Source organism: Pseudomonas sp. FA117 (assembly GCF_057370475.1).
Window position 1 is genome coordinate 5,204,038 of sequence record NZ_CM170675.1, and the last position, 18,327, is coordinate 5,222,364.

At 63.5% G+C, this 18,327-nt stretch carries 18 protein-coding genes; 9 read left to right on the plus strand and 9 right to left on the minus strand.

Going from position 1 to position 18,327, the window contains the following annotated elements; all coding sequences use genetic code 11:
- Positions 1 to 99 precede the first annotated feature (99 nt).
- Together osmE and AC1TXO_RS23930 are read left to right on the plus strand one after the other, a co-directional pair.
- Positions 100 to 441 carry an osmotically-inducible lipoprotein OsmE gene (osmE, locus tag AC1TXO_RS23925; protein WP_486404020.1) on the plus strand — a complete coding sequence of 114 codons (342 nt, stop codon included), beginning with the start codon at positions 100 to 102 and terminating at the stop codon, positions 439 to 441.
- A gap of 42 nt (positions 442 to 483) precedes the next feature.
- Positions 484 to 1,014 (plus strand): ferritin-like domain-containing protein, encoded by a 531-nt coding sequence (locus AC1TXO_RS23930; protein ID WP_486404021.1) that lies wholly within the window; start codon positions 484 to 486, stop codon positions 1,012 to 1,014.
- Positions 1,015 to 1,080: 66 nt separating this feature from the next.
- Here the strand turns inward: AC1TXO_RS23930 and AC1TXO_RS23935 are convergent, their stop codons facing one another.
- On the minus strand, positions 1,081 to 2,274 hold the full coding sequence (locus AC1TXO_RS23935) for an epoxide hydrolase family protein (protein ID WP_486404022.1): 1,194 nt from the start codon (positions 2,272 to 2,274) through the stop codon (positions 1,081 to 1,083).
- 114 nt (positions 2,275 to 2,388) lie between these two features.
- On the opposite strand from AC1TXO_RS23935, the gene AC1TXO_RS23940 reads away from it, so the two are divergent.
- Positions 2,389 to 2,976, plus strand: a complete 588-nt coding sequence (locus AC1TXO_RS23940) for a TetR/AcrR family transcriptional regulator (RefSeq protein WP_486404023.1) — start codon at positions 2,389 to 2,391, stop codon at positions 2,974 to 2,976.
- 52 nt (positions 2,977 to 3,028) lie between these two features.
- On the opposite strand, the gene AC1TXO_RS23945 is transcribed toward AC1TXO_RS23940, so the two are convergent.
- Positions 3,029 to 5,092 (minus strand): AsmA family protein, encoded by a 2,064-nt coding sequence (locus AC1TXO_RS23945; RefSeq protein ID WP_486404024.1) that lies wholly within the window; start codon positions 5,090 to 5,092, stop codon positions 3,029 to 3,031.
- Positions 5,093 to 5,433: 341 nt separating this feature from the next.
- Here AC1TXO_RS23945 and AC1TXO_RS23950 point away from each other — a divergent pair, with 341 nt between their 5' ends.
- The 3 genes from AC1TXO_RS23950 (at position 5,434) to AC1TXO_RS23960 (ending at position 7,792) form a co-directional block, all read left to right on the plus strand.
- Positions 5,434 to 5,844, plus strand: coding sequence for a phage infection protein (locus AC1TXO_RS23950; protein WP_486404025.1), 411 nt, complete (start codon positions 5,434 to 5,436; stop codon positions 5,842 to 5,844).
- A 123-nt stretch (positions 5,845 to 5,967) separates the two neighbouring features.
- Entirely contained in the window at positions 5,968 to 6,600 is a 633-nt protein-coding gene (locus AC1TXO_RS23955) for a TetR family transcriptional regulator (protein ID WP_486404026.1), read from the plus strand.
- A gap of 82 nt (positions 6,601 to 6,682) precedes the next feature.
- Positions 6,683 to 7,792: an AGE family epimerase/isomerase gene (locus tag AC1TXO_RS23960; RefSeq protein ID WP_486404027.1), complete on the plus strand. Its 1,110-nt coding sequence runs from the start codon at positions 6,683 to 6,685 to the stop codon at positions 7,790 to 7,792.
- A gap of 35 nt (positions 7,793 to 7,827) precedes the next feature.
- Here the strand turns inward: AC1TXO_RS23960 and AC1TXO_RS23965 are convergent, their stop codons facing one another.
- From AC1TXO_RS23965 to AC1TXO_RS23990, 6 genes are all read right to left on the minus strand, one after another.
- Positions 7,828 to 8,595 carry an SDR family oxidoreductase gene (locus AC1TXO_RS23965; RefSeq protein WP_186665955.1) on the minus strand — a complete coding sequence of 256 codons (768 nt, stop codon included), beginning with the start codon at positions 8,593 to 8,595 and terminating at the stop codon, positions 7,828 to 7,830.
- 594 nt (positions 8,596 to 9,189) lie between these two features.
- A complete protein-coding gene (locus tag AC1TXO_RS23970) occupies positions 9,190 to 9,906 on the minus strand; it encodes an ABC transporter ATP-binding protein (protein WP_486404028.1) in 717 nt (238 codons plus the stop codon).
- A complete protein-coding gene (locus AC1TXO_RS23975; protein WP_486404029.1) occupies positions 9,903 to 10,778 on the minus strand; it encodes an ATP-binding cassette domain-containing protein in 876 nt (291 codons plus the stop codon). Before AC1TXO_RS23975 ends, AC1TXO_RS23970 begins: the two co-directional genes overlap by 4 nt.
- Positions 10,775 to 12,046, minus strand: a complete 1,272-nt coding sequence (gene livM, locus AC1TXO_RS23980) for a high-affinity branched-chain amino acid ABC transporter permease LivM (RefSeq protein ID WP_486406898.1) — start codon at positions 12,044 to 12,046, stop codon at positions 10,775 to 10,777. The genes AC1TXO_RS23975 and livM overlap by 4 nt, the downstream gene beginning before the upstream one ends.
- A gap of 32 nt (positions 12,047 to 12,078) precedes the next feature.
- Positions 12,079 to 12,993: an ABC transporter permease subunit gene (locus tag AC1TXO_RS23985; RefSeq protein ID WP_486404030.1), complete on the minus strand. Its 915-nt coding sequence runs from the start codon at positions 12,991 to 12,993 to the stop codon at positions 12,079 to 12,081.
- A 159-nt stretch (positions 12,994 to 13,152) separates the two neighbouring features.
- Entirely contained in the window at positions 13,153 to 14,289 is a 1,137-nt protein-coding gene (locus AC1TXO_RS23990; RefSeq protein WP_054894546.1) for a branched-chain amino acid ABC transporter substrate-binding protein, read from the minus strand.
- A gap of 435 nt (positions 14,290 to 14,724) precedes the next feature.
- Between AC1TXO_RS23990 and pncB the strand changes: the two genes are divergently transcribed.
- Positions 14,725 to 15,924, plus strand: coding sequence for a nicotinate phosphoribosyltransferase (gene pncB, locus AC1TXO_RS23995; protein ID WP_486404031.1), 1,200 nt, complete (start codon positions 14,725 to 14,727; stop codon positions 15,922 to 15,924).
- Positions 15,925 to 15,933: 9 nt separating this feature from the next.
- Positions 15,934 to 16,761, plus strand: a complete 828-nt coding sequence (nadE, locus tag AC1TXO_RS24000) for an ammonia-dependent NAD(+) synthetase (protein WP_486404032.1) — start codon at positions 15,934 to 15,936, stop codon at positions 16,759 to 16,761.
- Positions 16,762 to 16,876: 115 nt separating this feature from the next.
- On the opposite strand, the gene azu is transcribed toward nadE, so the two are convergent.
- Positions 16,877 to 17,323 (minus strand): azurin, encoded by a 447-nt coding sequence (gene azu / locus AC1TXO_RS24005; RefSeq protein WP_486404033.1) that lies wholly within the window; start codon positions 17,321 to 17,323, stop codon positions 16,877 to 16,879.
- A gap of 371 nt (positions 17,324 to 17,694) precedes the next feature.
- Here azu and AC1TXO_RS24010 point away from each other — a divergent pair, with 371 nt between their 5' ends.
- Positions 17,695 to 18,282, plus strand: coding sequence for a cytokinin riboside 5'-monophosphate phosphoribohydrolase (locus AC1TXO_RS24010; RefSeq protein ID WP_486404034.1), 588 nt, complete (start codon positions 17,695 to 17,697; stop codon positions 18,280 to 18,282).
- The last annotated feature ends 45 nt before the right edge of the window (positions 18,283 to 18,327 follow it).

Consider the following 18,327-nt stretch of genomic DNA (forward strand, 5'->3'; position numbering starts at 1 on the left):
ATAGTCGCCGCTTCGCTTGATGAATCGAACTCCTGACGCGCCGTGCGGTTCCAACCTTAACAGCTACCCGCAACGGACCTTTCTGCAAGGAGCGGAACCATGAACAAAGCGATCCTGGCCATTCTTGTCGCAAGCACGACCCTCGCCGCCTGCGGCAGCCGCCCGGAGAATCCGGTGGACTACGTCACCTTCCGCGACGAGCCGCTGGTCAGGCAGGTCGAACACGGCATGACCACGCAAAAGGTCATCGCCATCGGCGGCAGCCCTTCGAACATGAGCGACCTGCCCAACGGCGGGATCTGCAACGACTACATCCTCAACAAGGACGGCAAGCAACAGCCCTACTACGTGCGTTTCGATGCCAGCGGCCATGTCGATGCCAAAGGCTTCAAGACCTGCAAGCAACGAGAAGAGGACCGCAAGGCCGTCCCCGGCCAGTGAGCCCTCCCGCCCCCTTACCAGCTGATCTGTATGGAGATAGCCATGAGCAACGTTGAACTGACCGATATCAACACCTTGCGCCAGCGCGCCCGCCAGCATGTCGAGCAAGGCGCGGTCACCGAGGGCTACAACGCCGACCGCGAAGAAATCATCCGCCTGCTGAACGAGTCGCTGGCGACCGAACTGGTCTGCACCCTACGCTACAAGCGTCACTACTTCATGGCCAGCGGCATCAAGGCCAGCGTCGCGGCCGAGGAATTCCTCGAGCACGCGAACCAGGAATCCGAGCACGCCGACAAGCTGGCCGAGCGTATCGTGCAACTGGGCGGCGAGCCGGACTTCAACCCGGACAACCTGAGCAAGAACTCCCACGCGCAGTACGTGGCCGGCAAGGATCTCAAGGAGATGGTGCTCGAAGACCTGGTGGCCGAGCGTATCGCCATCGACAGCTACCGCGAGATCATCCAGTACATCGGCGACAAGGACCCGACCACGCGCCGTATCTTCGAAGACATCCTGGCCCAGGAAGAAGAGCACGCGGACGATATGTCCGACCTGCTGCAAGGGCTGTAGGAGCGGGCTTGCCCGCGAAGAGGCCGTCGCGGTGCCCGGCACCGCGACAAGCCCGCTCCAACCCTCTCAGCGGAACCGACCAAAGGTCTGCCACATCTCCTGGGCAAAGATCTGTGGCTGCTCGAACGCCGCAAAGTGCCCGCCGTGCTCCACCTCGTTCCAGTAGAACAGCTCGGCATAGGCCTGCTGGGCCCATTCACGTGGGGGCTGGAAGGTCTCGCCAGGGAACACCGTGGCGCCCATCGGCACCTGGATGGGAGCAGACGATGCACGCACCGCCGAGAAGAAACTGCGGTCACGGATGGTACTGCCCACCCCCTCCCAATACAGGCGGGCGCTTGAGGTGCCGGTGCCAGTGAACCAGTACAGCGAGATGTCGTCGAGCATCTGGTCGCGGCTCAGGGCATCTTCCGGACGCCCCTTGTTGTCGGTCCATTCCCAGAATTTCTCGTACATCCACATGGCCAGCGCCAGCGGCGAGTCGTTCAGCGCATAGCCTATGGTCTGCGGCCGGGTGTTCATCTGGTCGGCATAGCCGGACATCTGGTTCAGGTAATGATCCACGTCGCGCAGGGCCTGCAGTTCCGCTTCGGTCGGATGCTCAGGCGCCTGCTCCGGCACCACCAGCAGCAGGTTGACATGCGCGGCGAGCAGGCCGGGCGGTCGCTGGCTGGCCAGCGCGTGGGTGATCGCCGAACCCCAGTCGCCGCCTTGGGCGACCCAGCGCTCGTAGCCCAGCGTCTCGTTCATCAATACCGACCAGGCGCTGGCGATGCGCTGCGGGTTCCAGCCCAGCGTGGTGGGTTTCTCCGAAAAACCGTAGCCGGGAATCGACGGCACCACGACATGGAAGGCATCTTCGGCGCGACCACCGAAACGGGTGGGGTCGGTCAGCCGCTCGATCACGTCGAGAAACTCGACCACCGAACCGGGCCAGCCGTGGGTCAGCAGGATGGGCAGCGCCTGGGGGTGCGGCGAGCGGGCGTGAATGAAATGGATGCCGACTCCATCGATCTGCGTGCGGAACTGCTCGAAGCGGTTGATCCGCGCCTCGAAACGCCGCCAGTCATAATGGTGCAGCCAGTGATCGACCAGCGCCCTGGCTGCCTCCAGCGGTACACCCTGGGACCAGTCGTCGACCAGCTCACGATCCGGCCAGCGGATCGCGCGCAGGCGCTGGTGCAGGTCGTCGATCGCGGCCTGGGGAATATCGACGCGGAAAGGCTCGATGGGGTTGGCGGCAGGGGTTGCGGTGGACATGGTCGGCTCCGTCGAAGGCAATACTGTATCGAATGCTACAAACACTAAGCTGCCCGTCGCGAGCCTGTCAACGAAAACTTTAACGATCGCTACAGATGAGGTAGAGTGCGGTCCATGACACGAAAAATCTCATTCGATTATCAACAGGCCCTGGCCAGCGCCACCGCGCTGTTCTGGAAGAACGGCTATGCCGCCACCGGCCTGCGCGACCTGCTCAAGGCCATGGGCATCGGCGAGGGTTCGTTCTACAACACCCTCAAGAGCAAGAAGCAGCTGTACCTGGCCTGCGTGGAGCGTTACAACGACGAGGTCGTCGGCCCGCGCGAGCAGGCGTTGCTCGCCGCCCCGAGCGCCGCGCTGGGCATCCGTGCGTTCTTCGCCGACGTGCTGGACACCCTGGACAACCCCGCCACGCCCTCGCGCCTGTGCCTGCTGGCGGCGATGGAAACCGAGGAAGTCATCGCCGACGCCGAGCTCAAGGCCCGTACCGAGCAAGCCCTGCAGGACCTGCGCAGGATGTTCGCCCAGCGCCTGGTCGAGGACCGCGAAAGCGGCGTGCTGCCAGGCACGCTGGATCCGCAGGTGACAGCCTCGATCATCGCCACTTACCTCAAGGGGCTGTGGCGGGTGGCGTTGGTGGAGTACGAGCGCCCGGCGCTCGAGCGGCAGATCGATACCTTCCTGACGGCGCTGGGGCTGTAGGCGCTCAGGTGTCTTGGCCGGCGCTGTTGCGGCGCAGGCCATGCCACTCCCTCTACTTCTTCGGCTTCACCGCCGCCGGTGCCTTGCCCGCCCTCATCTGCTCCAGCAGCGGCGTGCACTGGTTGGGCTCGCCCCCGCTCGGGGCGATCAGCGCCAGCAAGCCGGCCGCCGGCCCCACCGCCACACCCAGCGCGACCATCCCCGCACCACGCAGGGCAAGGGGTACTGCCTGCACGCCAGCGCTCGGCTTGGCGAAGGCGCCACGGACATAGAGCGGCGAGCGCAGCGAGAACAGCCGCAGGCCCTTGGACTCGGGGCTGATCTTCAAGTCCAGCTGCTCGCTGGCAAAGTTCGCCGTCCCGTTGATGTAGATGATCGCGTTCTCGGTATCGAAGACGAACAGCCGCGTAGTGGCCAGGCCGTCCTTGATGCCGACGTCTGCGGCCGCGCAGTTGATCTTCACATCCTCGTCACCGAACAGCTTGTCGACCACATAATTGCCGACGTTGAGGCCAGCGATCTCCATCAGGCTGCGGCTGATCGCGCCGTCGTTGATCAGCAGGCGCAGGTCACCGTTCGAGGTGCCGAGCAACGCGGCGACCGAATTGCCGCGACCGCTCAGGTCGGCATCGCCGTTCAGCTCGCCGAAGCTGGTCTGCATCGGGGCAAAGGTGGGGAACAGTTCCTTGAGCTTGAACCCCCGGGCGGTCAGGCGCGCACGCCCCTGCATCGGCACCGAGCGCCCGTCCAGGCGAATGTTGGCATCGAGGTTGCCGCCGGCCACGCCGAAGCGCAGCGGCACCATGCGCAGCAGGCCATCTTCGAGGATCACGTGGGCAGACAGGTCCTTGAACGGCAACTGCTCGCTGTGCACGATGCGCTTGCCGGCGAAGGTGACGTCGGCATCCATCGCCCGCCAGCGCTCGGTACGGAATTCCTCCACCGGCAGCACCTTGCCGGTCGGCTGCTTGCTGGCCCCGCCACGGGCCTTCTGCTCGGCGTTGGAGTCCGCACCGATCAGCGGCGCCAGGTCCTTGAACAGCAGTTGATTGGACACCAGGTTACCCGAGAGCTTGGGCCGTGGCTGGCTGGCAACGAAAGCCAGGTCGCCATGGATGTCGCTGTCGCCGATCTTGCCGTTGAAGCCTTCATAGCGGAAGCGCGCGCCCTGTGGGTCGTGCAGGTTGGCGGTGAGATGGCCGTCGGTGGAATAGGCCGGAGTGTCCGGCAAGGTCACGCCGGTCAGCGGATAGAGGTTGCCCAGGCTGCTGCCGGAGAGTTTCAGGCGCAGGTCCAGCGCACCGAGGTTGCGGGGGTCGGTCAGGGTACCGGCGACGGCCGCGCGCGTGTCACCTACACGGGCATCGACCTGCAGCGGAAAGGGCTGGCTGGCGTCCTGCAGGGCCAGCAGGCCGCCGATCTTGCCGGTCGCCGAGACCGCCTGGCCCTTGTAGCGCCCTTCGGCCTTGAGCCCGAAGGCGTAGTCCTGCGCGCCCCCGGCCTTTTCCGCGCTGGCCTTGCCGACGATCTCGCTGAACGGGATGGGCTTGCCCAGCGGATCGATCTGCACCTTCATGCGGGTTTGCAGGGTCTGGTCGTCGAAGCTGACATTGCCCTGGTCGAAACCGATCGCGCCGATGTCCAGCACCCACTTGGAGGGTTCGGCGTTCTCATCCTTGGGCCCGAAGTCGAAGTTCCAGTTGGCCCGGCCATCGGCCAGGCGGGTCAGGCTGGCAGTGGGGTGGGTAAGGTCGATCCGCGGGATGGAGATCTGCTGGAACAACAGCGGCAAGGGTGACAGGCGGAACTCGACGCGTTCGAGCCCGACCATCTGCGGTTCCTTGAGCCAGTCGGGGTTGCCAAGGGTGAGGTCTTCGGCGACGAAACGTGGCCACGGCACCCAGGCACGCCAACCGCCCTCGTCGGGCTCGCGCTGCCAGTGCACGGCGAGGTTGCCATTGATGGCAAATGGACGATGCAGCGCTTCGGAGACCTTCTCGTTGAGCAACGGCTTGATACGGTTCCAGTCGAAGGTGGCAATCACCACCACCAGTATCGCCAGCAAGGCCACGAGGCTGGCGAGGGTCCAGGTAAAGATTCTGGCGGGGCGCGTCATTGCGGGGCTCTCCTGACTGCAAGACATGAAGCGGTGCGGCAAAGGCATTCACTACTTCGGACTGATGAAAGCCCTAGGGGTTTTATCGATGACGGCAATGATAGCGAAGTTTTTTCGGTCCTCTTTGTGGTGTTCACCAGTGAAATCGGTCCGACTGTTACCGTGAAAGCGCGGTAGCACACTGCCAGTCAACCCTCCGTAAACATTGAGCCAGAGCCTCTGCAGAGATCCATCATTTCCGTCGATTGTTACCATTAGCCGTATGAACTTTTTTCTTGAGTTACCAAGCGTAGCATTGCCCTCGTACCCACTTTCCAACGCCCCACGAGGAGCACCGAATCATGAAACGCCAACTGCTGCTTAGCCTGAGTCTTTCCATCCTGGCCGCCAATGCCTTTGCCCTGCCAGCCGCCGACCAACACCTGAGCGCCGAAGCTCGCTCCAGCGCAGCAGTGATTGCCCAGCCGCTGAAGACTGTTGCCGAAGGTGGCTCGGACCGTCTGATCGAACGTAACAACCGCGTAGCCGAAGGTGGCTCGGACCGTCTGATCGAACGTAACAACCGCGTAGCCGAAGGTGGCTCGGACCGTCTGATCGAGCGTAACAACCGCGTAGCCGAAGGTGGCTCGGACCGTCTGATCGAGCGTAACAACCGCGTAGCCGAAGGTGGCTCGGACCGTCTGATCGAGCGTAACAACCGCGTAGCCGAAGGTGGCTCGGATCGTCTGGTCGAAATCCGCCGCGTGAGCTGATGCCCATGGCCGATAACGACAACTCGACATACAGCGCCTGTTCCCCTCCAAAGCCCGGTCCATTGACCGGGCTTCGTTTTTTTATCTAGAGTGCCCAGCCGTACAGTCACAGAATCCGAGCCCATGCTGCCGCGTGCCGAACAGAAGCAACAGACCCGCCAGGCCTTGCTCGACGCCGCCTGCCAGCTCATGGAGAGTGGCCGTGGCTTTGGCAGCATCAGCCTGCGCGAAGTGGCCAGGGCTGCCGGCATCGTGCCCACCGGCTTCTACCGGCACTTTCCCGACATGGATGCCCTGGGCCTGGCCCTGGTTGCCGAAGTCGACACCACCTTCCGCCAGACCATTCGCCTGGTGCGGCACAACGAGTTCGAACTCGGCGGCATCACCGACGCCTCGGTACGCATCTTCCTGGACGTCGTCGCCGCGCACCGTGCCCAGTTCCTGTTCCTGGCCCGCGAGCAGTACGGCGGCTCGCAGCCGGTACGCCAGGCCATCGCCCGCCTGCGCCAGGATATCAGCTCGGACCTCGCCACCGACCTCGCCCGCATGAAGCGTTGGCAGCACTTGGACAGCGCCGCCCTCGGGGTGATGGCCGACCTGGTGGTCAAGACCGTGTTCGCCACCCTGCCGGAGCTGATCGACAGCCCCGATCCGGCTTATCCACAGGCATTGACCGCGCAGGAAAAGATCACCCAGCAACTGCGCTTCATCTTCGTCGGCGCCCGGCATTGGCAAGGGTTGGGGAATCCGGGCTGAAGCCCGCGAAACGGCCGGCACAATCAACCCCTTCCCCAGTTCTGCTACCATGGCGCCCTGCCCGATTGCGACGAGCGCCTTCATGTCCAACCCCCGCCCTACCCCGTCCGAGCTGAGCATCTGTCTGGCTTCTGTGCGCGAACACTTCGCCGAGCGCATCGTGCCCTTGTGGCAAGGTCCCGGTTGGAACGCCGACATGGCCCTGCCCTTCGAAGCCCTCGACGCCGAACACCACCCCCTGCCGGTGCAGCGCTACCGTGCCATGGCCTGCGCACGCCAGCTGTACCTGTTCAGCAGCCGCATCGAGCAACCCGGTGCCGCCGAGCGCGCCGCCGCTCTGTTCCGCTCGCTGCAACGGCATTTTCACGATGCCGAACACGGCGGCTGGTTCTACAGCATCGATGCCGACGGCAAGCCACTGGACCGACGCAAGGACCTCTACACCCACGCCTTCATCGTCTTCGCCTGCGCCCACTACTGGGGCAAGGTCCGCGAAGGGCTGGTCGAGTCGGCGCTGAACGCCGCCCTGGAAATCATCGAGGAGCAATTCGCCCGGGATGATGGCCTGTACGAAGCCGTGCTCGGCGAAGACTGGTCCGACCTCGGCAGCGGCCCGCTGCAGAACCCGCAGATGCACCTGGCCGAAGCCTTCCTGCAGACCCTGGCCGTGCGCCAGGACGATGCCGCGCAAGCGGCCTTGGTGCAGTTATGCACAGCCCTGCAGGAGCAGTTCATCGATCCGGCCCACGGCGTGATGCTGGAAAAACCCCGCGGTGCTGTGGATAACTGGTTCGAGCCTGGGCATCAGTTCGAATGGTTCTACCTGCTCGACACCTCGCCACAGCTGCGCGGTACACCCTTGCATGCATCGATCAGTCGGGCCTTCGCGTACGCCGAGCGCTGCGGCGTGAAGGACGCGGCGGTGCTCGCTTCGCTGGATGTCGACGGCAAGGTGATCGATGCGACCCAGCGCATCTGGGCGCAGGCCGAATATCTGCGGGCGCTGGCACTGAGGGCGGACGGCGAGGACAGGTTGCTGAGCCAATTGCAGGCACTGCAAACACGCTTCCTGCATACCGGTGGCTGGCATGAATGCCTGGATGGCAATGGCGTGGTCAGCCGGCACGACATGCCATCGACCACGCCCTATCACCTGGCGACCTGCCTTGAAGGGCTGCGTCACCTGGGCTGAGCAGCTCCCACAGGGGCTGAATCAGACATTCCTGCTCAGCCCTTGGCCGAACGATCGATCGAGAAGCCAGCCCAATCCTGGCTTACCGGCATCAGCTCAAGGTTGTTGATGTTGATGTGCGCCGGCTGGTTGAGCACCCAGAAGATGGTATCGGCGATGTCCTGCGGCTGGATCGGCTCGGCGCCAGCGTAGGTGGCGTCGTAGCGCGACTGGTCGCCACCGAAGCGCACCAGCGAGAACTCGCTTTCGCACAGCCCCGGCTCGATGTTGGTCACCCGCACGCCAGTGCCGCGCAGGTCGCAGCGCAGGCTCAGGGAGAACTGCCCGACGAAGGCCTTGGTGCCGCCATACACATGGCTGCCGGGGTACGGATAATTGCCCGCCACCGAACCGACGTTGAGAATGCTTGCGCCACGGCCATGGGCGATCAGGCGTGGCAGCAGCAGGCGGGTGGTGTACATCAGGCCTTTGATGTTGGTGTCGACCATGGTTTCCCAGTCGTCCAGATCGCACTGCGGCGCAGGGTCGGCGCCCAGTGCCAGCCCGGCGTTGTTGACCAGGCCCTGCAGCTTGTCGAAGGTCGGCGGCAGGCCGGCAATCGCCGCCTCCATGGCCTTGCGGTCGCGCACGTCGACCACCAGGCCCAGCACCTCGGTCTTGGCCGACAGCTCGGCGCACAGCGCATCCAGACGTTCCTTGCGGCGGCCGGTGAGCACCAGCTTCCAGCCAGCGTCGGCGAAACGGCGGGCGGTGGCTTCACCGAAACCGGAAGTGGCGCCCGTGATGAATACGGTGGATGTCATGCTGTTCTCCTTGGCTGTAGAGGTCGTCGCAGGCCTTGCAGCATGCCCGCGACGCACGCGGGCAGCAAGCCGTTTTGCCGACTGGTCAAAAAATAGCCAAAGGCTTGAAAGCCTTGTGGCGCATGGCCTGGTGCAGGCTATGCGCACGTTATCCACAAGGCTTTCCCCACAGATTGGGGGCAACTCGTCGGTCCAGGGGAACCCTGCACGGCGAATACACTCACTGAGAACGCTCACGATGATGGCGCAACGCTTTCAATCATGCCGTGTACAGCCGTCTGTCCAAGGGTTGCCCACAGAATTATCCACAGGCTGACAGCAGCAGATCCGAGCGGTAAACAGCGGGCAATCCCGACAAGGGATTGTGCACAACCGACAATTGTACAAATAGTGAACAGACCTCTGCAGCCCTTGTCAATCGTGGCCCAGAGCGAGATGCCACCATGTTTTCCACAGGCGGTTCCACATTAATCGTGGAAAAGATCGCGCCTGTGGAAACAAGGGCTTATGCGGGGAATCTCCGGTGCTTCAGGCACGATGTGCGACAAGTTGTCCACATGAGCGTACGGGGCTGGTGTGCAGCCCCGGCGTCACTCAATGCCCACCCAGGTACGCGCTCCTCACCTCTTCATTGACCAACAGCTCCTGCCCGGTTCCGGTCATGCGAATCTGCCCGTTGACCATCACATACGCCCGATCCGACAGCTTCAGCGCATGGTTGGCATTCTGCTCGACCAGGAAGATGGTCATCCCGGTCTGGGCCAGCTCGCGCAGGGTCGAGAAGATCTGCTTGACCACGATCGGCGCCAGCCCCAGCGATGGCTCGTCCAGCAGCAACAGCTTGGGTCGGCTCATCAAGGCCCGCGCAATCGCAAGCATCTGCTGCTCGCCGCCGGACATGGTCATCGCCCGCTGGTTGCGCCGTTCCCTGAGGCGCGGGAACAGCTCGTACATGCGCTGCATGTCTTCGTCAGCGTGCTTGTCGCCGATGGGGATGGTGCCCATCATCAGGTTTTCCTCGACGGTCATGTCAGGAAACACCCGCCGCCCTTCCGGCGACTGGGCGATGCCGTTGGAGGCAATGTAGTGCGACGACTTGCGCGTGATGTCGGTGCCGCGGTAGAGGATCTGTCCGCTGGCGGCGCGCGGTTGGCCGAAGATCGACATCAGCAGCGTCGACTTGCCTGCGCCGTTGGCGCCGATCAGGCTGACCGTCTCGCCTTCCTCGATATGCATCGAGACCTTTTTCAGCGCCTGGATCGGCCCGTAGAACACATCCAGGTCCTTGAGCTCGAGAATGGGTGCACTCATACCAGTTCCTCTTCGTCGGCACCCAGGTAGGCGGCGATCACCGTCGGGTTGTTGCGGATGTCCTGCGGGGCGCCTTCGGCGATCACGTTACCGTGGTCGAGCACGACGATATGGTCGGAAATGCTCATGACCATGCCCATGTCGTGCTCGATCAGCACCACGGTGATGTCGTGCTCGTCGCGCAGCACCCGGATCATGCGGCTCAGGGCCTCGGTTTCCTGCGGGTTGAGACCGGCGGCCGGCTCGTCCAGGCAGATGATCTTCGGCCGCGTGCACATGGCCCGGGCGATCTCCAGGCGGCGTTGTTGCCCGTATGACAGCTCGCCGGCCAGGCGGTTGGCGCAGTCGACCAGGTCGACAACCTCCAGCCAGTAGAACGCGTGGTCCAGCGCGTCGCTTTCGGCCTGGCGATAGCCCTTGGTGTTGAGCACCCCGGCCAGCAGGTTGCGGTTGACCCACATGTGCTGGGCCACCAGCAGGTTTTCCACCACCGACATTTCCTTGAACAGGCGAATGTTCTGGAAGGTGCGCGCCAGGCCCGCGCGGTTCACCAGGTGGGTGCCGCCGAACATCTTGTAGTACAGGCGGTTGGCGAAGCGTGCCGGCGACACGAAGTCGGTCGCCTCGAAACGCTCGCCGAGCAGCTGGATGACATTGGTGTGGCTGCCGCGCACGTTCAGCTCGATGCGCCCGCCGCTGGCCTTGTAGAAGCCGGTCAGGCAGTTGAACACCGTGGTCTTGCCCGCGCCGTTGGGGCCGATCAGGGCGAAGATCTGGTTGCGCCTGACTTTGAGGCTGACGTCGCTGAGCGCCTTGATGCCACCGAACTGCATCATCAGGTTGTCGACCGAGAGAATGATTTCGTCGCTCATGGCGCCACTCCTTTACGCGGGACCACACCGGTGCGGCTGATGCGGATCAGCCCACGCGGTCGCCAGATCATCATCAGCACCATCAGCACACCGAACAGCAGCACGCGGTATTCGGAGAAGCTGCGCAGCAGCTCCGGCGCCACGGTCAGCACGAAGGCGGCGATCACCACGCCGACAGTCGAGCCCATGCCGCCGAGCACGACGATGGCCAGGATCAGCGCTGACTCGAAGAAGGTGAACGAAGACGGGTTGACGAAGCCTTGATAGGTGGCGAAGAACACCCCGGCAAGGCCCGCAGTCGAAGCGCCGAGGGTGAAGGCCGAGAGCTTGACCAGCACATGGTTCAGGCCCATCGAGCGGCAGGCGATCTCGTCCTCGCGCAAGGCTTCCCAGGCGCGCCCGACCGGCATGCGGGTCAGGCGGTGCTTGATGTAGAGCACTGCCAGCACCACCAGGAACAGCACGATGTAGATGAACAGGAACTTGAAGTTGGCGTTGTATTCGATGCCGAAGAACTCGTGGAACGGCACCCCGCCATCCTTCGCCCGCCGGCCGAACTCCAGGCCGAAGAAGGTCGGCGACGGTGCCGGCATGCCGTTCGGGCCACCGGTGAACGACAGCCAGTTGTTCAGCACCAGGCGGATGATCTCACCAAAACCCAGGGTCACGATCGCCAGGTAGTCGCCATGCATGCGCAACACCGGAAAGCCCAGTATGCAGCCGGCCAGTGCCGCAGCGATGGCCGCCAGTGGCAGCACGCTCCAGAAGCCCAGCCCCAGGTACTGGTAGCCCAGCGCCAGGCCGTAGGCACCGATGGCGTAGAAGGCCACGTAGCCCAGGTCGAGCAACCCGGCAAGGCCCACCACGATGTTCAGGCCAAGGCCCAGCAGCACGTAGATCAAGCCGAGGATGACCACGGTCAGCAGGTACTTGTTGGCGAAGATCGGGAACACGATGGCGATGACGATCAGCGCCGGGATGATGTAGCGCAGGCGCGACTTGTAGTCCGGCGCCAGCACGTGCACGCCCGAGCCACCGCTGTCGAAGCCTTGCAGCAGGCGCTGGCCGGTGGTGGTCTGCAGGAACAGGCTGAGCACGAAGCGACCGATCATCACCCCGCCGACCAGCCAGGCCACGCGCCTGGGTTCTGCGTTGAAGCTGTAGCCGTCGAGCACCACGCCGACGACCGGTCCGAACACGATGAGCGCCAGCAGGCCGGCAACGATGGTCTCGATCAGGCTGCGCTTGATGTCGAAACCCTTGTTCATTGAAGTGGAGGCAGTATTGGCAACGGACATGATCACACCTTGGCCACGAGCGGACGGCCCAGCAGGCCTTGCGGACGGAAGATGAGGATCAGCACCAGCAGCGAGAAGCTGAACACATCCTTGTAGTCGGAGTTGACCAGACCGGAGAACAGCGATTCGGAGATACCCAGGATGATCCCGCCGAGCATGGCGCCCGGTAACGAGCCGATACCGCCGAGCACCGCGGCGGTGAACGCCTTGATGCCGATGATGAAGCCGGCATAGAAGTCGAAGGTGCCGTAGTTCATGGTGATCAGCACGCCCGCCAGCGCCGCCATCACCGCACCGATGACGAACACGTAGGAGATCACCCGGTCGGTGTTGATGCCCAGGATCGAGGCCATCTTGCGGTCTTGCTGGGTGGCGCGGCACATGCGGCCGAGCTTGGTGTACTTGATGACGTAGGTCAGCGCCGCCATGCCGACGAAGGCGGCTACCAGGATGAAGATCTTGGTGTAGGTGAGCTGGACGAAGCCGGTACCGATATCGACGCGCCAGGCGCCTTCAAGCAGGGTCGGTACGCCTTGCTGGCGCGCGCCCTGGCTGATCTGCGCGTAGTTCTGCAGGATCAGCGAGATGCCGATGGCGCTGATCAGCGGAGCCAGGCGGGTAGAGTTGCGCAGTGGCTTGTAGGCGATGCGCTCGATGGTGAAGCCATAGACGCCGGTGACGACGATGGTGAACAACAGCGTGCCGAGCATCAGCAGCGGGAAGGACTCGATGCCGAAGTAGGCCAGCAATGCCAGGCTGATCGCCGCGAGATACGCAGAGATCATATACACCTCGCCGTGCGCGAAGTTGATCATGCCGATGATGCCATAGACCATTGTGTAGCCGATGGCGATCAGACCATAGACAGACCCGAGGGTCAGTCCATTGATCAGTTGCTGCAGGAAAATACCATCCATAACGCAATCTCACCTGTTGAGATTGCACGAGCGCCGACCACGGCGAGGGCGAAGGCCGGACATCCCTCGCCGCGCAGGACTGTGCAGATCTACGGATAAAGTACAGATACCGCGGGGCTGCGGCCCGGTGCGCCAACGCGACCGGGCCGGGAGCCGTTGTTATTTTTGTTTTTCCAGCTGGTGGTACTTGCCGTTGGCATCCCACTGGTAGACCACGTAGTCGGAGACGGTCAGGTCGCCCTTGCTGTCCCACTTCTTCTCGCCCATGACGGTCTTGACCGGATTGGCCTTGAGCCATTTGGCGGCGTCTTCGCCCTTGTTCGACTTGGCGCCGTTGAACGCAGCGGCCAGGGCCTGGATCGAGGCGTAGGCGTACAGGGTGTAGCCTTCAGGCTCGGTACCGGCCTTGCGGAACTCCTCGACCACCGCCTTGCTGTCCGGCAGCAGGCGCGGGTCGGCGCCAAAGGTCATGTACACGCCGTCGGTGTACTGGGCGCCGCCTGCGGTGGCGACCAGCTCGTCGGTGACGATGCCGTCGTCGGACATGAACTTGACGTCCTTCAGGCCCTGCTCGCGCAGCTGGCGCACCAGCGGACCGGCTTCCGGGTGCAGGCCGCCGAAGTAGACGACGTCGGCACCGGTGGAACGGATCTTGGTGACTACCGCGCTGAAGTCCTTCTCGCCACGGGTCAGGCCTTCGTACAGCACTGGCTTGACGCCGCGCTTCTCCAGCTGCGCCTTGGTCGCATCGGCCAGGCCCTGGCCGTAGGTGTCCTTGTCGTGCAGGACCGCGACCTTCTTGCCCTTGAGCACATCGACGATGTAGTCGCCGGCGACGATGCCCTGCTGGTCGTCACGCCCGCACATGCGGAACATCGCCGACAGCCCGCGCTCGGTGACCTGCGGGTTGGTCGAACCGGGGGTGATGGCGATCACGCCGGCTTCGTCGTACACCTCCGAAGCGGGGATGGTGTTGGAGGAACAGAAGTGGCCGACCACACCGATCACCTTGTCCTGGTCGACCAGGCGGTTGGCCACGGCCACGGCCTGCTTCGGCTCGCACGCGTCATCGCCCTTGACCAGGACGATCTTCTCGCCGTTGATGCCGCCGGCCTTGTTCACCACATCGGCTGCCGCCTGGGCACCTTTCATGTATTGCTCGCCAAACGCTGCGTTGGCACCGGTCATCGGGCCCGCTACACCGATCTTGACGTCGGCCTGTACATACGAAGAAACACCCAGTGCCGTTGCCACGGCCAGTGCCAGGAAACCTTTCTTGTAAAACGTCTGCGACATGAGGTGGTGCTCCTAGAGTTTTTTAATTGGCACTACAACTTCATCAACCCTGTGCTCTGAGCAAGGGCCGTGCCATCGGTTTTGCATTCCGGGAAAACACACTGGGCCGGGCCGCTGCAGACGCCCGCCGGGCGTTTCTTTATCGAGCGTGCAACCGTCTGCCATACGGCAGGCGCCACCACACGCGCAACAGAGGAGCAACCAGCCGGTGCCATCATTGCAACCCTCGCAAGTGTTTACGTGCAACCATCCTGTAACCGTGCGACGTCACCGAAGTGCACACCGCTGGTGCGCCACTGCTACAGGCAGGCACTGTTTGAAGGCTAGACGCTGTAGGTGGGGAATGCCGGTTTACCCACGAACACGGCGCACAAATCCCTCGTTGCCTGTCGAAGCTGGCACAATAAGCACCAATCGCTGCCCTGGAGCCTTGCAATGAGCGAGAGCGCATTCGCCGAGCGTATCGTGCATAACCTGCTCGACACCGACTTCTACAAGCTCACCATGATGCAGGCCGTCCTGCACAATTACCCGGACGCCGACGTGGAATGGGAATTCCGCTGCCGCAATGGTGAAGACCTGCGCCCGCACCTGGGCGAAATCCGCCAGCAGATCGAACTGCTCGCCGACCTCACCCTGGACGACGGCCAGCTCGCCTTCCTCGAACGCATCAGTTTCCTCAAGCCCGACTTCCTGCGCTTTCTCGGCCTGTTCCGCTTCAACCTGCGCTACCTGCACATCGGCATCGAGAACGACCAGTTGTTCCTGCGCCTGCGCGGACCGTGGCTGCATGTGATCCTGTTCGAAGTGCCGCTGCTGGCGATCGTCAGCGAAGTACGCAACCGCCACCTGCACCCGCAGATGCAGCTCAGCGCCGCACGCGACCAGCTGTACCGCAAGTTCGACTGGCTACGCGCCAATGCCAGCGAAGAGGAGTTGGCCGCCCTGCAGGTGGCCGACTTCGGCACCCGCCGACGCTTCTCCAGCCGGGTGCAGGCGGAGGTGGTGCGGGTGATGCGCGACGACTTCCCGGCCCGCTTCGTCGGCACCAGCAACGTCGACCTGGCATGGAAACTGGATATCAAGCCACTGGGCACCATGGCCCACGAGTGGATCATGGCTCACCAGCAGCTTGGCCCGCGCCTGATCGACAGCCAGATCGCCGCGCTGGACTGCTGGGTCCGCGAGTACCGCGGCCTGCTCGGCATCGCCCTGACCGACTGCATCACCATGGATGCGTTCCTGGGTGACTTCGACCTGTACTTCGCCAAGCTCTTCGACGGGCTGCGGCATGATTCGGGCGAACCGGTGGCCTGGGCGGAAAAGGCCATCGCCCACTACCGCAAGCTGGGGATCGATCCGATGACCAAGACCCTGGTGTTCTCCGACGGCCTCGACCTGCCGCGCACCCTGCAGATCTTCCGCGCGCTGCGTGGGCGCATCAATGTCAGCTTCGGTATCGGCACCAACCTGACCTGCGACATCCCGGGCGTGGCGCCGATGAGCATCGTGCTTAAAATGACCGACTGCAACGGCTCGCCGGTGGCGAAGATCTCCGACGAGGCCGCCAAGACCCAGTGCCGCGACGAGAACTTCGTCGCCTACCTGCGTCACGTATTCAAAGTCCCCAGCTAGGAGTATTCCATGCAAGCCGTTCAGCAAGAGATTGCCCGGGCGCTCAAGGTGCAGCCGCCCTTCGCCGACGCCGCCGCGCTGGAGCAGGAAGTGACCCGGCGCGTGGCGTTCATCAAGGACTGCCTGGCCAACGCCCGGCTCAAGACCCTGGTGCTGGGCATCAGCGGCGGCGTCGACTCACTGACCGCTGCCCTGCTCGCCCAGCGCGCCGTCAATGAGCTGCGCGCCGAAACTGGCGACAAGGCATACACCTTCATTGCCGTGCGCCTGCCCTACCAGGTGCAGCACGACGAGCACGACGCCCAGGCCTGCCTGGAGGTGATCAAGGCCGACGAAGTGCACACCGTCGATATCGCCCCGGCCGTCAGGGCCCTGGCCGCCGAAGTGGTGGAACTGAAGAACGGCTCGCCGACCCTGGTCGACTTCGTGGTCGGCAACGTCAAGGCGCGCACCCGCATGGTCGCCCAGTACACCATCGCCGGCGCCCGCGCAGGGCTGGTGATCGGCACCGACCACGCCGCCGAGGCGGTAATGGGCTTCTTTACCAAGTTCGGTGATGGTGCCTGCGACCTGGCGCCGCTGAGCGGGCTGGTGAAGAACCAGGTGCGGGCCATAGCGCGCAGCTTCGGCGCGCCGGAGTCGCTGGTGGAGAAGGTGCCGACTGCCGACCTCGAAGACCTGGCGCCAGGCAAGCCGGACGAAGCGTCGCATGGCGTGACCTACCAGCAGATCGATGCCTTCCTGCATGGGCAGCCGGTTGACCAGGCAGCGTTCGACATCATCGTCGCCACCTACCGCAAGACCCAGCACAAGCGCGAACTGCCGTTCGCCCCTTGAAAAGCTTCGCGGGCAAGTCCGCTCCCACAGGTAAAGCGCTGCCCTCGAGCATGGCGTTGTACCTGTGGGAGCGGGCTTGCCCGCGAATGGGCCCCAAGGCCTTACACAGCAGTCATTACTTGACGACGACCTTGCCCTTCATCATCGAGATGTGGCCCGGGAAGGTGCAGAAGAAGCTGTAGTCGCCACCGGCTTCGAGCTTGGAGGTGTCCAGCTTGATGGTGTCTTTCTCGCCAGCGCCGATCATCTTGGTGTGGGCGATGATCGCGGCGTTGTCGGCCTTGATGTAGTCCTTGTCCAGCCCCTGGGACATGCCCTCGGTGGCGATGGCCTGCATGTCGGCGGTCTTGCTGATCACCAGGTTATGGCCCATGACATTCTTCGGCAGGCTGCCACCGTGGGTCAGTTCGATCTCGACGGTCTTGCAGCTCTTGTCGACGGTGAACTCCTTGGTGTTGAACGACATCTGGTCGGTGGAGTCGACAGTCACCTTGCAGTCGGCAGCAAAGACAGAGGCGCTGGCGAGGGTCAGCAGGGATACCGCTACAGCTTTCGCAAACATCGTGAATCTCCTTGGCAGGGTTTTATCAATTGCGAGACTGCCTGAAACCGGCCCGGGCCTTGCTGACTTGAGTCAAAGGCCATCAATGGGCCAGCCAGTAGTATTGTTCAATGGATTGTATACAAACAATCTAAGAGCACATCATGCCTGCTTGATAGACGATGGGACAACCTCTCATTTAGGAGCAAGTGCCATGAATCTTGGAAATTTCATGCGCGGCCTGTTGGCTGCCTACGCATGCGGCGCCACCGGCGCGGCAGTCTGCGAGTTCGCCCGCCCGGAGTGAATCGGCGCTTGGACCGCGCGGCATTGCGCCTTACCCTGTGTGCCCCGCTGCCTGCACGGCGGGTGAACTGCACTGGAGAGAAGCAATGCCCGTACGTTCCGTCTGTGTCTTCTGCGGCGCCAGCATCGGCGCCAACCCGGCCTATCGTGAGGCTGCCATTGCCCTCGGCCAGGCCATCGCCCGCCGCGGCCTGACCCTGGTCTACGGCGGTGGCGCCGTCGGCCTGATGGGCGTCGTCGCCGACGCCGCCATGGCCGCGGGTGGCGAAGTCATCGGCATCATCCCGCAGAGCCTGATGGACGCCGAAGTTGGCCACAAGGGGCTGACGCGCCTGGAAGTGGTCGATGGCATGCATGCCCGCAAGGCGCGCATGGCCGAACTCAGCGATGCATTCATCGCCCTGCCTGGCGGGCTGGGAACGCTGGAAGAACTGTTCGAGGTCTGGACCTGGGGGCAACTGGGCTATCACGCCAAGCCGCTGGGGCTGCTGGACGTGAACGGCTTCTATGAAAAGCTTGGCGGGTTCCTCGACCATATCGTCGAGGAAGGTTTCGTGCGACCGCAGCACCGGGCGATGCTGTTGCTCGGGGAGCAGCCGGATGAATTGCTGGACGGGATGGATCGGTTCAAGTCGCCGGTGTTGCCGAAGTGGGTCGACAAGCAGCCGGATTGATTCTGGCGATCATCGACCATGTGGGAGCGCCGAGCCGCCACTCCC